Annotated in this window: 9 protein-coding genes; 1 reads left to right on the top strand and 8 read right to left on the bottom strand. The window is 40.6% G+C overall.

Annotated features, from left to right (window positions below; all coding sequences use genetic code 11):
• Positions 1-82: 82 nt before the first annotated feature.
• The 3 genes from ACHFIY_RS10715 to ACHFIY_RS10705 all read right to left on the bottom strand — a co-directional run bounded on the left by ACHFIY_RS10715 (position 83) and on the right by ACHFIY_RS10705 (position 6,159).
• Entirely contained in the window at positions 83-3,391 is a 3,309-nt protein-coding gene (locus tag ACHFIY_RS10715) for a DUF5107 domain-containing protein (RefSeq protein ID WP_410846088.1), read from the bottom strand.
• Positions 3,392-3,510: 119 nt separating this feature from the next.
• Positions 3,511-4,476, bottom strand: a complete 966-nt coding sequence (locus tag ACHFIY_RS10710) for an aldose 1-epimerase (protein WP_410846087.1) — start codon at positions 4,474-4,476, stop codon at positions 3,511-3,513.
• A gap of 354 nt (positions 4,477-4,830) precedes the next feature.
• Positions 4,831-6,159 (bottom strand): sugar porter family MFS transporter, encoded by a 1,329-nt coding sequence (locus ACHFIY_RS10705; RefSeq protein ID WP_410846086.1) that lies wholly within the window; start codon positions 6,157-6,159, stop codon positions 4,831-4,833.
• An 823-nt stretch (positions 6,160-6,982) separates the two neighbouring features.
• Between ACHFIY_RS10705 and ACHFIY_RS10700 the strand changes: the two genes are divergently transcribed.
• Positions 6,983-9,460, top strand: a complete 2,478-nt coding sequence (locus tag ACHFIY_RS10700) for a M14 family metallopeptidase (protein WP_410846085.1) — start codon at positions 6,983-6,985, stop codon at positions 9,458-9,460.
• A 218-nt stretch (positions 9,461-9,678) separates the two neighbouring features.
• Here ACHFIY_RS10700 and ACHFIY_RS10695 read toward each other — a convergent pair whose 3' ends face one another.
• The 5 genes from ACHFIY_RS10695 to ACHFIY_RS10675 form a co-directional block, all read right to left on the bottom strand.
• Positions 9,679-10,791, bottom strand: a complete 1,113-nt coding sequence (locus ACHFIY_RS10695) for a sensor histidine kinase (protein WP_410846084.1) — start codon at positions 10,789-10,791, stop codon at positions 9,679-9,681.
• Positions 10,792-10,840: 49 nt separating this feature from the next.
• Positions 10,841-11,503, bottom strand: coding sequence for a hypothetical protein (locus tag ACHFIY_RS10690; RefSeq protein ID WP_410846083.1), 663 nt, complete (start codon positions 11,501-11,503; stop codon positions 10,841-10,843).
• Between the two features lie 3 nt (positions 11,504-11,506).
• Entirely contained in the window at positions 11,507-11,677 is a 171-nt protein-coding gene (locus ACHFIY_RS10685) for a hypothetical protein (protein WP_410846082.1), read from the bottom strand.
• 815 nt (positions 11,678-12,492) lie between these two features.
• Positions 12,493-13,215 carry a YebC/PmpR family DNA-binding transcriptional regulator gene (locus ACHFIY_RS10680; protein ID WP_410846081.1) on the bottom strand — a complete coding sequence of 241 codons (723 nt, stop codon included), beginning with the start codon at positions 13,213-13,215 and terminating at the stop codon, positions 12,493-12,495.
• A 202-nt stretch (positions 13,216-13,417) separates the two neighbouring features.
• The gene (locus ACHFIY_RS10675) at positions 13,418-14,893 is read right to left on the bottom strand and encodes an amino acid permease (protein WP_410846080.1); all 1,476 of its coding nucleotides are present in this window, start codon (positions 14,891-14,893) and stop codon (positions 13,418-13,420) included.
• Positions 14,894-14,900 lie beyond the last annotated feature (7 nt).

Below are 14,900 nucleotides of genomic sequence, written 5' to 3'. Positions count from 1 at the left end.
CACGTGCTCAAATATACTTCTTCGTGATTTTTTGCCTTTCTGGCAAAAAATCATAGCCAATGTGGTGACTACTAACGCAAAATCAAGGTTTAATTCCATTATTTGGGTAGCCTGATTGTACTTTAGCACCGTTGTGGTTTACGTTCCTTTCCAATACCTGCTGGAACAACGCTTGTGCTTCTTCCACAAGCCCAAGCCCCAATTTGCCCAAGCCCATTAAATAATAGCAATGGATGCGGTTTTTATCGTTCAGGTCCACATCAAATACCAATAGGTCGGGTAAAGAAACGGCGAAGTAATCAATCTTAATCTCATCGTTTAAATGCTGCTCCCCAAATTGTACCAAGTTTTCAAAAATACTGTCGGCTTTTGCCTTTTCGCCCAGTTTTAACCATGCCAACCCCTGGTAGAATATTTTGTCTGGCTGGGGGTCGTTGTAAAAAATGGCTTGTACAGGTTCGCTGATGCCCACGGTTGCCAACTTGTAAAAATGTGCCGCATTTTCTGGTTCGCCCATTTGCTCATGCAAAAGCCCTTTCAGGTAATAGATGTCATTTTCCTGCGTGCCATATAATTTCCCTTCGCCAAGGTTGTGTGGGTATTGGTCAGTGGCCGACAAATAGGATAAGGCCTTGTCATTGTTTCCCTCTGAATACGCTTGTTTCGCCAATTCAATATGAGCCAGTAGAAATTGTGCTACTACCTTCCCCTCGCCACCTTCCCAAGGGTGGAATATCCTTTTTTCAATCAATGCTTTTGCTTGCCCATATTCGCCTAATTGGTTCAGCAAGGCTATTTTTTCCAGATACAAATCGTCCCGTTCCATCACTTGCTTAGTGTGGTTTTTCAAGAATGCCAGCCTTTTTTCAACTGGGTAATTTAATATTTTATACAATTGGTCTAGCTCCATCAATACCCTTGCATCGCTGCTGTCTAAGGCAAAAGCTGTTTCCATTTCGGATAATGCTTTTTGTGGTTCTTTTGTTTTGTTGAAATAGGCCAAGCAAAGATTCCTATGCACCGTAGGGAAATTGCCGTCAATCGCTTTTGATTGTTCCCAGCATTCAATTGCTTCGGTGTATTGGCGTTTATCGTACCAAAAATTACCTAGATAATACAATGCTTTTGCATCGCCCGGATTGGCCTTTATTGCTGCTTGTAGCACCAATACATCTTCTATCCGGTGTGGAAAACAATAATCAGAATTTGCAAAAGATGCCAATTTGAAATTGGCTGATACCTGTGCTTCATTTTGCAATAAAGAAGCAAACCAACCAATATAGTAATATGCCATTGGGTAAACCGATGCCTCATTATTGATATACAGTTGCAAAAAGTCAATGGCTTGCTGATAAAACCCTGCGTGGGCATAATCAAATGCGTATTCAATATAGGTTTGCACCCGGCCACCTAAAAGCGATGTGAGTTTAGCAAGTACAATATCGTCATTTGTAATCAGAAATTCCTCATAAAGGCACCCATAGTTAAACGGGTCTATTGCCAATGAATCTTTAATTAATTGCAGGGCAACAGTTGGCTGGTTGGCCTTGCGTAACAAAGCCACTTTTAAATGCCTTGCCGTATGACTATGCCAATTGCGTATTAATGATTTATCAATTAACGCCAATGCTTCGCCAAAATTTTCTTTTTTGGAAGCAATCCTCGCCAAGGCCAGATAGCTACTATCTTGCCAAGCACTGTTCCAGGTGGCTTTGTACAAGGCCTCAAAGGCTTCGTCTAACCTGCCTTGCAGGAACAATACATAACCCAAATTGTACAATGCCTCCCCATCTGCTGGGTTGGGGTTTCTGGAAGTAATGGTTTTAATAGCCCTCCTGAAATAAGGTTCAGCCTCCGCAAATTTGCCCTTTCGCAACAGCCATAGCCCCATGGCATTGTTATTCCTGCTATCGTTGGGTTCTCGGCGCAATGCCTCCAAGTAATAATCGGTTGCCACGAAAGTTGCATGTCGGTACTGCTCTATATGTAAGCCGTTGAGGTATAGTTCTTCAATGCTTTCAATATCGGCTGGGTATTTGGCTGGGGTTGCCGCTTGGGGAATGGTTGTTTCAGTTTTTGTTTCAGGCAGGTAAGCTACCAAAATTGTACCCATTGCATCTGATACCACCAATTTTATGTGCGTTTCATCAATATTTTCAAAGGTTATTTCTTTTTCAAAAGCATTTTCGGGTGATAGATTGGCTTTTTCTTCAAAAGTCAAAGTGCCTTTATGGTATAAAGCAATGCTGGCATTGTTATAAACACCCGTGGCATATACCAATAGTTTAATTGTGTTGCCTTCTACCACCCAATTAAGCATTGCTTCCTTCGTGGCATTTTTTACCATCCCCAATTTTGCGTAGGGCATAAAGTATTGCTCAAAAGTTTTTTCCTCATTGGGTTGTATCCACGAAAAGTCGGGCTGGTTGTCGGTAAACATGCCTATCATCAATTCAATGTAGGGACCGTCTTCATCAGTCAGGTTCCTATCCCATGCTTGCCCAAAATCGCTATGCCCCCATGTCCATTGTTTTTTACCCGGCGAAACATGGTGGTTGGCTACGTGCAAGAGGCCCGCCTCGGTATCGTGTTCATAACCGCCCATAAAATCATATTTCGATTGTATGGCCATGTAGGAAGTAGGGACAGGGATGTTTTTATAGCGGGAAATATCTGTCCCAGGGGCATAATCTACTTTGTAATAATTGCCTGTGGCAATGGGGAACGAGGATACATCCCTTTTGCCATGGTCGAAAACGGCATAAACATCTGGCGGAAAAACGGACTGGTAGTGGTCGTTTACTTTTACCGCCGGGTTGGCCCACCATAAAAATGTCTGGGGAAACAAGCTGCGGTTGAACAGTTTTCCTTTAATTTCTAGATATGCCTTGCCGGGGTACAACGTAAAGCCAGCCATGCCCTTGGTACGGAACATTTGCTCCACTTCGTTTACCCATACCGTTTTGCTGCCATCTTCATTTTCTTCAATTGTAAAATCAACCGGGCTGTAGGTGCTGGGGCGATGGTGCTGTGGCCAGTTAAATTCAATTCCTCCCGAAATCCATGGCCCTGTCAAGCCCACCAATGCTGGTTTTATTACTTGGTTATAATACACAAAATGGCGTTGCCTAACTTTGTCGAAAGCCATCTGTATCCGGCCGCCCAGTTCGGGCAATACCATTATTTTCAAGTATTCATTCTCTATATAAACTGCTTGGTAAACTTGGTCTTTCTTTTCATCCAAAATCTTTTCTACCACAGGGTGTGGGTACACCGCACCGCTACTGCCTTGATATACACGTTTCTCTAAAAAAATAGGGTTTTTCTCTGCCTTGCCAATGCTATAAGTGGGGATGGTTACGGCTTCTACCCATGCTTTTACGGTACTCATTAGATTATAATATTTATTTTTATGAAACTATTATTTTTTTATTTAGCAACAAAGGCACAAAGACTCGAAGTAGCACCAAGAAAAAAAGAAAGGCATAGTTGCTTTGTTTTTTCTTTTTTTTAAACCTTTGTGCCTCTTTGTGCCTTCGTGCCTTTGTGGCTCCTTGACACAATTATTTTAAATGAAAACTCCATTGCTTGGTTGGGTTGCATCTGTAACAAGCCTATTCCATTGTTCAATGCGTCTGGAATAGAAGTCTGCGGTTCTATAGCAATACTTTTCCTGTCGGGGGGTATATAGTATTGTGTGTAGGCAAACCCATTTTGAATAAGCTGTATGCAAGTGCCGTCCCCATCTTCAAGCATTGTGCTATGCTCCGTTCCGGTTGTGCGCATTTCAAAACATTGGTTCAGTTCCAAATGGCCAATAGGGCTTGGTTCTACAAAATCAAAAAGGGTGTTTGTTTCTCCTGTAGGTATCAACTGTTCATCAGTTGTATAATATTTCGTTGCGGGCAATTGCAACTTGCAATCATCAATTTTCCCATCAACTGCTATATAAGGATGCCAGCCATATCCAATGGGGGCTATCGTGCCGCCTAGATTGGTTATGACGGTATCTACCTGCAAGCTATGCTCATCCAATGTATAGGTAACTTCCAATAAATACTCAAAAGGGAACGAGCCAATTTTTTTTGCAAAATGATATTCCAATTTTAAAATGCCTTCTTGCTCGTTGCGTTCTACGATGGTAAACGTTTGGTTATAGACCAAGCCATGCAGGCAATGTGGCAACCCACCGCCATCGTTCATTGGCAAAGAATAGGCTTGCCCATCAATAGTAAAGGTGGCATTCTTTACCCTGTTTACAAAGGGGAACAATTGTGCGCCAGCAAACGAATTTTTAGTTATTTTTTCAAATTCATCTGCATTGCTTGCACTTGTTAAAATATGTTTCCCATTAACCACAAACGAATTGATAGCACCTCCATAACCCACTATAATGGAAGCATAGTTGCCGCTTGGTATGTGGGTGAGGGTAAGCATTTGATGCCCGGCCAACAGGCTCTCTGCAATTGTGTACATTAGGGATTGTTATTTTAAATGTTGAATTTAAAATGTTGAATTACGAACGCTCTTTAAATATTTTTTTCTAGGCTGGATCGAATCACGGGGAGGTAGTACAATTTTTAGCTACTTTACTACAAGTACAGTTTACTGCTTAGTAGTCAAGCTGCACAATTCTTTGTGTCCTCTTTGCCCCCTTTAGGGGGTGGGGGCAAGTGAAACGGTTTACCTAAATGGAACTTTCTTTGAGTTTCTTTGCGAAAAACTTTGTGTGGTTTGTGGTTAAATCTTCGCTCAAAACTGTACTAAGACTTGTTCCCTATTCTGTATAGCCTACCTAAAACCTGTAGCCTATTACCTACAACTTTCTAATTAATGCGGGCTGAACATGGTATCCATTTCTTCCAAAGTAGCACCTTTCGTTTCTTTTACTTTTATTTTCATAAACCAAAAGCCAATGGCACAAATGGCTGAATAGATATAAAATGTTTTCTCCTTTAGCTGCTCGTATAATATTGGGAACGTGAACGTAAGTATAAAGTAGGCTGCCCAAAGGCCAACCACGGCAATTGTGGTGGCCAAAGTCCTCACTTTATTTGGGAATATTTCTGAGATAAGCACCCAAATCACAGGTGCCAATGTGGAAGCATACAACCCAATAGCGGCCAATAAAAACCAAGAAACGTTTGGGTTGCCCTTGCCTATTAAAACAGTGATAATGATATATAGGATAGCAAGCCCGGCAAAGCCAATCAGCATCAAGGGCTTGCGGCCAAGTTTGTCCACAAGAGCCATGGCCAACAATGTAAAAATGAGGTTGATTGCCCCGATGAAAACCGTTTGCAGCAGTTGGTCGTCTTTGGATGCGCCAATGCTTTCAAAAATGGTAGCCGTATAATTGAACACCACGTTGATGCCACAAAATTGCTGCAATACCGATAGGCAAATGCCTATCGATACCGCAGGCAAAAATGCTTTTTCAAAAACGGTTTTAAAGCTAACTGTTGTGGTATTAGCAAATGTTTTATTGATAGAAACGATTGTTTCGGTTGCATAATCGCTGCCACCTATTTTCTGTAAAATACCTTCGGCTTCGTTTTTTCTGCCCATCTTCAGTAACCAACGTGGGCTTTCAGGTATCCATAACACACCCAAAAAGAATAAGGTAGAAGGGATAGCACCCAAACCAAACATCCACCGCCAAGCATTTACGCCGCTATTGCGCAGCGAATAATTAACAAGGTTGGTGATTAAAATTCCTAGTACAATGGTTAGTTGGTTAATGGCTACCATCCTTCCCCTTACAGGGGCTGGTGCAATCTCGGCAATATACATGGGCGATAACATAGAGGCCATGCCCACGCCCACGCCAGCAAAAAAGCGGGCTACGATAAATAGTTGCGTGTTAGCAGCAAAAGCCATTGCCAAGGAAGATAGCCCAAAGATGGAAGCGGCTACGAGTAACCCCCTCTTGCGGCCAAATTTTTCTGAAACCCTCCCTGCAACTAAGCAACCAATAATAGCCCCCAATGCCAAGCTGCCTGTTGCAAAACCTTCCATGTAAGCATCTAAGCCAAATTGGTCTTTTAAAAAAGGCAAAGCACCTGAAATAACGGCAAAGTCAAACCCAAACAAATAGCCCCCCAATGCAGAAATAAAAGCAATACCAATAATGTAAGTGGATGAAAATTTCTTGTTCATGGCAAATCGTTTGGGGCAAGATTTAAAAATACAAAATTGAAAGAAAAATGACGGCTTTACAATAGTTAAACTTACGGAAAACATGGATAATATTACGATGGGCTTTGCCCGTCTCTATTATATGAACTACTTCGGGGCTTTGCAAGTGAAAAACTTTTATGCATCCAGCCTCCAAATATTTCTAGTTTATAAAAACCTTATCTTTACTGTATAAATGCACCTGATACCAAGCATTTGCAAAGCTAGTGTCCCCAAAGTAGTATCGTAGTTCTTTTTTTACTAATATTAAAATAGTTGAAGCCCAAAAATATTGACTTGCTTTTATGGCTATAAATCACTCACAAATCACTCGAAAACACTCATAAAACACTCATAAAGCACTCACAAATCACTCATGAATCACTCTCAAATCACTCATGAAACACTCACTAAATTTTGGTTACATTGTTGATAATCAATGGTTTACAAAGTCGGTTTGGATTTTAAAAAAAATCCGAAACAGCAAAAAAGACCTGGAATTGGCAAAGCTTAAACTATTTTAATAAAAAATGCGGCGAAATGATATTATAAAAAATATATAACTGTTATCGTTTTGCCCTCCCCCAGCTTACTCCGTCTACTATACAAGAATTTGTCGCTACCTTTCTGGATAAGTGGGGCCGGATGGGAGCAGGGTTGTGCTATTGTGAATTTTTACTAAAAAAGCGAAAAACTTTTATGCACTCCCCATTTTGCCTACTTTCACAGCCAATAAATAAGTTGTATGAGGAAAGCACTATGCCTTTTATTCATTTGCCTAAGCATAATAATAGCTAATGCTCAAATGCTTCAAAGCCCTGATCAATTCCTAGGGTACAAGCTAGGCACAAAATTCACCCGACACGATAAAATAGTGGCTTATTGCAAAGCAGTAGCCGCCGCAAACCCTGCGATGGTAAGGATAGAGAAATATGGCGAAACCAACGAAGGCAGGGAATTGATGGTGGCCTATATATCCTCCCCGGAAAATATAAAAAACCTAGATCTTATAAGGCTAAACAACCTGCGTTTGGCAAGCTTGGCAAAAGATAGAGTGCCGCCAGTTGTTAATGGTGCACCAGCAGTAATATGGCTAAGCTATAATGTGCATGGAAACGAGCCTGCTTCTTCCGAGGCAGCAATGCTTACTTTGTTTGCGTTGATAGACCCCGCAAATACTGCCACCAAAGCATGGCTAAAAAACACAGTTGTAATCATTGACCCCTGCCTAAACCCAGATGGAAGGGACAGGTATGTAAACTGGTACAATAGCGTGGTGGGCAGCAGCTATAACCCCAACCCGCAAAGCCGTGAGCATATAGAACCTTGGCCACAGGGCAGGAGTAACCATTACAATTTTGACCTGAACAGGGATTGGGCTTGGCAAACCCAGGTAGAAACAAGACAACGCATGAAACTGTATAGCCAATGGATGCCCCAAATCCATGTGGACTACCACGAACAGGGCTATAACGAGCCATATTATTTTGCACCAGCCGCCGAGCCTTTCCACGAGGTAATAACACCATGGCAGCGGGAATTTCAAAACCTTATTGGAAAAAACCACGCTAAATATTTTGATGCCAACGGATGGCTTTACTTTACCAAGGAACGCTTCGATCTTTTCTACCCTTCTTATGGCGATACATACCCTATTTACAATGGGGCTATTGGCATGACCTATGAACAAGGTGGCATACGGGCTGGCTTAGGCATAAAAACAGATGATGGCGATACACTTACACTGCAAGACAGGATACAGCACCATTACACCACTGGTATATCCACCATAGAAACAGCCAGCAGCAATGCGCAAAAACTGGTTGATGGCTACAAACAGTTTTTTGATGATAATAAAGCCGCAAAAAAATTTACTTATAAAACATATATACTCACCAGCGACAATGTCGATAAACTACAAGCGGCAGAAAAATTATTGCACCTAAACGGCATAGAATATGGCAGCATTGGCAGCACTGCATTCAAAGGGTTTAATTATGTAAGCCAGAAAGAAGAAACAGTCAGCTTGAAAAAATACCATATTGCCATTGGCATGTTGCAGCCACGAAGCACTTTGGCAACGGTATTGCTGGAACCCAAAGGAAACCTTAGCGATTCTAATACTTACGACATTACAGCTTGGTCTATCCCTTTTACCTATGGCCTAGACGCTTATGCGGTAAAAGAAGCATTGCCTATAACTGAAACGCCATATACAGAAACAATAACACCGCCTGCGGTGCCACAAAGCAACTATGGCTACCTGATTAAATACAATTCATTCAGCTCTGCCAAGGTATTGGCAAACTTGCTGAAAAAAGGGGTTAAAATAAGGTTTGCCAGCAAGCCTTTTGCTTATAACAAGCAAAACTATGACAGGGGTACTTTAATAATCCTGAACAAGGGCAATAGTAACGACGTAAACGTAAAAATTGCCAATGCGCTTGCAGGCACAGCTATAACAGCAGATGTGGTTTCTTCTGGGTTTATGGACAAAGGGGCAGATTTTGGCAGCCCAGATATACGTTTTATTGTGCCGCCTAAAGTAGCCATGCTTACAGGCGAGCAAACATCATCCCTTTCGGCAGGGGAAGTATGGGATTTTTTTGACCAACAACTAGAGTACCCAATATCTTTATTCAATACAATCGATTTAGGAAAAATCAACCTAAACGAATATACCGTTTTGATATTGCCCGATGGCAATTACAAAAACATAAACGATAAAATAATTACAGAAAAACTAAAAACATTTGTGCAAAGCGGCGGCAAAATAATAGCCTTGCAAGATGCTGTGCAGCAAATGTCTAACGGCGACTGGGGCTTAAAAGCCAAGGATGATAAAAAGGATAGTGGCGAGGATAGCGATAAGGATAAAGACAAGGACAAAAAAAGTGATTATAGCAGCCTGAAAAAATTTGCCGACAAAGACCGGGCAGAGCTGTCTAACACCATACCAGGTGCCATTTATAAAATAGACTTAGACAATACCCACCCCCTTGCTTATGGCTACTTAGACTATTATTTTACCCTGAAACAGGACGATAATATTTACCAGTTTTTAAAGGATGGGTGGAACGTTGGCACTATTAAAAAGGATGCCTACACAACAGGTTTTAGCGGCACTAAAGTAAAGGCAAAGTTGAAAGATGGCCTACTGTTTGGCGTGCAGGAAATGGGAAGCGGCAGTATTGTGTACCTAAGCGACGACCCCTTGTTCCGTTTGTTCTGGGAAAATGGCAAGCTGCTGTTTAGCAATGCGGTGTTTTTGGTGGGGCAGTAGGGTTTATAATTAAAATACTTCATTGATGCAAAAAAGCAGTTTATTGGAAAATAAGGGTTGTAGATGAGGCGGAAATTAGTCAGGTGAAAGCAGATTGTTGATAATAAATTCTTTAGCTTGAATAAGCATCAAGCTTTTGTTCTTCAAAATAACTTTCATTTTTGGCAATAACGAGCCTTGGCTGAGATAAGTTTTGCAAATCTGTAACCGTGGATAAACTACAATGCTTTTGGAAGCTCGATGATAAAAGTGGTACCCTCCCCCAATTTGCTTTCTACTGAAATGTTGCCATTGTGCAGTTCAACAATACGCTTGCAAATGGCAAGGCCAATGCCAGAGCCTTCATATTCAGATTTTGAATGGAGCCTTTGAAAAGCCAGGAATATTTTATTAATGTTGGCTTCATCCATGCCAATGCCATTGTCTTTTACAAATACCAATACCTTGTTTGCTTCAATTATAGATGTAATGTTAATAACCGGGGGCTTTTTTGAAAACTTAATGGCATTGCCAATAAGGTTCATAAACAACTGGGCAAAATAGTCTTGGTTTCCTTTTATTCGGGGCAAGTCAGTCGTTTCAATAATTGCATTTTTTTCTTTAATTTTTATTTCTAGGTTTTCCACGGCAACAGATAAGGCATCATTTAAGTTTACCTCACCAAAGCTGTTATTTGCATTTATGGTGGATAGGTTCAGTATATCTTGTATCATGGTTTGCATCCGTGATGCAGATACCACTATTTTATTGGCCATCTCTTTTTTTGCAACATCAATGTTTTCAGTATTGTTGCTGAACAATATATCTGTAAATGTTTGTATTTTCCGTAGTGGTTCCTGCAGGTCATGCGAAGCAATGTATGCAAATGCCTCTAGGTTGGCATTGGCAGCTGCTAATTGTTTTTCAACCGCCTCCCGCTTTGCAATTTCATTTTCCAGCTCTATATTGGTTTTTTGCTTGAAAATATCGGGCAATATTTTTACTAAATAATATACAGTAGCCAAACTAACTATGCCTGTAGCCAGCCTTACAAGCGCATTAAACCTATACATAGGTATCCAAAACATCATGGCATCAAGGAAATGCGTAGCCCCGCACAGGAGTATAAATGTAGCAAACAACAAATAAACCTTGGTAAATTTTATAACCCTTTTTTTACCTGTAAAATACTGGAAAATCATAATTGGGATAAGGGCATAAGCAACCCATATCATCAGGTCGCTAATAATATATAGCCAACCATGAAAATTGGACCAGTTGCCGCAATGCCAGCGTGCAGGCCATTGGCCTGTTGCAAACAAGCCTGAAAAAAAATCTAATACCTCATTCATAAATCCCATATTTATCAATAAACAAGTAAGTAAAGTTATCACTCTGTTATTAAAAAAAGCGAGTACTTTCAGTTTTGGGGTTGGATTGCTTGCTTTTTTTCTCCTGCCAATCAATCCTTTTGCCCAGTATTAATTTAAGTATTGATGCATTGGTTGAATTATTGAGGCCAAAGCCATAACCCATATTTAACTCCCAAACGGGTGAAATATCAAAGTCGGCAGCAATAAATAGCTGCTCATCTTGTTCTTTCCAAGGTGAAAACCTATTAAATGGGCCTAAAGAACCATAATATTCAAGGCCTGCGGCAACAAGTTTGTTAATAGTGTAACTCGTTTTAATATTCGGGGAAAAAACAAAGCCTTCGTTTTTGTTCATCCCTCTTAAAGAATTGTCAATGGTTGGGTTCAATGAAAAATAAAATTTGCCAATGGTTTTATCTATGATAGGCCTTATTTCCAATGTCCAATCGTCTTCGCTGTATTGCAATTTTTGATAACCAACTTCGCCTGAAAGGCTTAAACCAAAAGGCAATTTCCATTTGTCAGGTGCTGATATGCGAGGGCGTATATGGCTGCCTACATAGCCGCTTCTGCCATCTGTGGCCAATGCATTGAATAGGTAAAAACCAATTTCAAAATTTTGGGTAATTCCATGGGTTATTTCAATTGTTTCGTGGAATATGCCATGCGTTGGATATACGCCATTAATCACTTCTTAGGTGCCACCAAAATTATAATTGCTGTGCAATTCAAACATAGTACTCCCTTTTTTTGTAGTAGGCGAAGCATAAACTTGTATTTCATAATTGTCCTGCGCGATTGCTTTCATGGCCGCAAAGCATGAATAAAACAGTAAGCTGTATTTAATAGATTGTTTTAAAGCCATTGTTCTAATTTTTTAACCTGCTATCTTGATTCATATTTTATGCAAGACACGGGTTTTATAAATAAAAACAAGGCATAAGCAGTATTGTTTTTCATCTTTTTAAAGAATATTACAAAACTTAACACTTATGCCTTACACCTATAGGGTGCATTTCAAAATTTCGTTTTTTATTGTTTTCAATAGATTTCAACTGCAAAAACTAGGTTTAAAAAGTATCCTATATGGGGGAAATTTTGGATACTCATGGGGGAATATTTCCCCCATATAGGATTTTAATTTTGGATTATATACCTATTCATGCCAATTTTACAGTAATGGGGCAACTAGGGGCATCTTGGCCTTGCTTCCCGCATCGGATGCTAGTTGGCTTAGCAAAATGATAATTCACCATCAAAATCTTATCAGTTTCTTATCAATAAATTATCAATTTACTATAGTAAAACTATCATTCCATTATCAATAAATTATCATAAAATTCACTTAAATTATAATAAAAAATGAGGCTTAAAAAATACAAACAACTGAATATCAATGAGTTATAGGCAAAAAGGAGAAATAGCAAAAAAAACAAATCACTTAAAAGCAGAAAATAAGCCATTCCAAATCTTCGCTTAATTCTTCTTATTCCCTCGTTTGTTCTTGCTCCCTCTCCCTTTTTCTTGCTCCCTCTCCCTCTGGAGAGGGTTGGGGTGAGGTCGGGCTCAGGTGAGGTCGGGAATTAGGTTACGCCTAGCACAATCAATTATATATCTTGCTGATAAATAAAAAAAAGGGAATAAAAAGCGAAGATTTGAAATGCACCCCACCTATATCTATTATCCCATATTATGGAACACTTTGTTTACATCTTCGTCTTGCTCTAGTTTCTCAATTAGTTTACTAATGTCTTCTGCTTGCTCGTCGGTAACAGGTACAGTAGTAGTGGGTATCCATTCCAATTCTGCACTTAATGGGTGTATGTTGCGGTCTTCCAATGCCTTTTGCAGGCTACCAAAATCGGCAAATGCACAACGCAATACCAATACTTCGCTGCCATCGTCGTTGGTGCTTTCGCCTAGTTCATCTAAGCCAAAATCAATCAGTTCCAGTTCTAAATCATCCAAGCTCAGCCCTTCTGGCTTTAGTTTAAAGCTCCCCACTTTTTTAAACTGGAAGCTAACGCTGCCACTATTGCCCAATGCTCCATTGCCTTTATTGAAAATACTTTTTACATTGGCCACGGTGCGTACATGGTTGTCTGTAGCTGTTTCCACCAACAAGGCTACTCCATGCGGTGCATAACCTTCATATAAAATTTCTTCATAGTTGGCTGTGTCTTTACCCATCGCACGCTTGATGGCAGCTTCTACACGGTCTTTAGGCATACCCACGCTACGGGCATTCTGGTAGCACCTACGGAGAGCTGGGTTAGTGGCAGTATCTGGGCCACTGGCTTTCACGGCTATCACTATTTCCTTGCCAATACGGGTAAATTGCTTGGCCATCCTATCCCATCGGGCAAACATGGTTGCCTTCCTTACTTCAAAAATCCTTCCCATTATCTTCTGTAGTTTTTAAATTATCTTTTAATTAGCCACAAAGGCAGAAGAAAGTAATATGTTCTAGGCTATAAGTTGTACTTTCTTTGTCTTTCGGGGTTGCAAAAATAGGGTAGTTGTGTGTTCTTATCAACACAATAAAAAAGCCACACCTTTTCAGTATGGCTTTTTTATTGGTTAAGTATAACGTAAAACTTACAACCTATTCAGGGTTATTCAGCTTGCTATGTTTGCGGCTATAACCAAAGTAGATGATAAAACCTACTAGCAACCAAACAATTAGCCTAAGCCAGTTTGTCCAGCCAAGCCCAAATATCATGGCACCGCAAACAAGGATACCCATTATAGGCACAAAAGGCACCCAAGGTGTTTTAAATTCACGCTTCATTTCAGGATTGGTTTTACGAAGGACTATCACAGCCACGCAAACCAACATGAATGCAAACAATGTCCCAATACTTGTCATGTCGCCCACAATATCACCTGGTATAAAAGCAGCAAATAAGCCCACAAGTATTAAGATAAATAAACTTGCCTTATATGGCGTTTTGTATTTTGGGTGCACGGCGCTAAACACTTTTGGCAACAAGCCATCTTTGCTCATAGAGTAAAAAACCCTTGATTGCCCCAAAAGCATTACCAATATCACAGAAGAAAAACCTCCTAAGATAGCCACTGTTACCAATTTGCCCAGCCAACCAAAACCAATCATGTATTTATTGATGGCAAAAACAACTGACGCTTCTTTGCCCGAAGTGCGGAAGTCGTCCACGCTTGCAATGCCTGTAAGTACATGGGCAAACAGGATGTACAAAACTGTACAAATAGCCAGTGAGCCTAAAATGCCAATTGGCATATCCCTTTTTGGGTTTTTGGCTTCCTGTGCAGCTGTGCTTACCGCATCAAAACCAATAAAGGCAAAGAATACCACGCCAGCAGCCCCGAGGATACCCATGATGCCACCATAGTTATGGGCAATGCCCTGGTGATCTGTATAAGTTGTAGCAGCTGGTATATAAGGCGTATGGTTTGCGGGGTTGATAAAACTCCAGCCAAACACAATAATTAAAATAACGATCGATACTTTTGTAATAACGATAATGCTGTTCACAACGGCAGACTCTTGTGTGCCTTTAATCAACAAAAGTGTAAGGATGCTTACAATAAACAATGCAGGCAAATTCATGATGCCGTGCATGCTGCCATCCAACGAGTGTTCAAAAGGGGAGTGGCACCATTCAAAAGGGATAGCCTTGCACCCTATTACGTTTACCAGTAAATTATTCAAGTATTCGCTCCAGGCAATGCCTACGGTGGCGGCGCCTACTGCATATTCAAGTATCAAGTCCCACCCAATTATCCATGCAACCAGTTCGCCCATAGTGGCATAACTATAAGTATAGGCACTGCCAGCAATAGGTATGGATGACGACAATTCTGCATAGCAAAGGCCAGCCAAGGCGCAGCCAATAGCAGCCACAATAAAACCAAGCGTTACAGCAGGGCCGGCATTTTGTGCTGCGGCAGAAGCAGTGCGCACAAATAAACCAGCACCTATAATTGCCCCAATGCCCAATGAAATCAATGAAGTGGCACTCAATGTCCGCTTTAAGCCTTTTTCCGAATCGGATGATTCATTCATCAATTGGCTAAGTGGTTTCTTAGTAAATAAACTCATAATTAGT

Source organism: Parasediminibacterium schistidii, from assembly GCF_046546515.1.
Taxonomy (GTDB): Bacteria; Bacteroidota; Bacteroidia; order Chitinophagales; family Chitinophagaceae; genus Parasediminibacterium.
This window is presented reverse-complemented; position numbering and strand designations above follow the sequence as displayed.

Bases quoted from the DNA above. Each gene is read 5' to 3' on its own strand.
- ACHFIY_RS10695 (WP_410846084.1), bottom strand. From the start codon at position 10,791: ATGAATGAGGTATTAGATTTTTTTTCAGGCTTGTTTGCAACAGGCCAA.
- ACHFIY_RS10685 (WP_410846082.1), bottom strand. From the start codon at position 11,677: ATGGCTTTAAAACAATCTATTAAATACAGCTTACTGTTTTATTCATGC.
- ACHFIY_RS10715 (WP_410846088.1), bottom strand. From the start codon at position 3,391: ATGAGTACCGTAAAAGCATGGGTAGAAGCCGTAACCATCCCCACTTAT.
- ACHFIY_RS10705 (WP_410846086.1), bottom strand. From the start codon at position 6,159: ATGAACAAGAAATTTTCATCCACTTACATTATTGGTATTGCTTTTATT.
- ACHFIY_RS10680 (WP_410846081.1), bottom strand. From the start codon at position 13,215: ATGGGAAGGATTTTTGAAGTAAGGAAGGCAACCATGTTTGCCCGATGG.
- ACHFIY_RS10710 (WP_410846087.1), bottom strand. From the start codon at position 4,476: ATGTACACAATTGCAGAGAGCCTGTTGGCCGGGCATCAAATGCTTACC.
- ACHFIY_RS10675 (WP_410846080.1), bottom strand. From the start codon at position 14,893: ATGAGTTTATTTACTAAGAAACCACTTAGCCAATTGATGAATGAATCA.
- ACHFIY_RS10700 (WP_410846085.1), top strand. From the start codon at position 6,983: ATGCTTCAAAGCCCTGATCAATTCCTAGGGTACAAGCTAGGCACAAAA.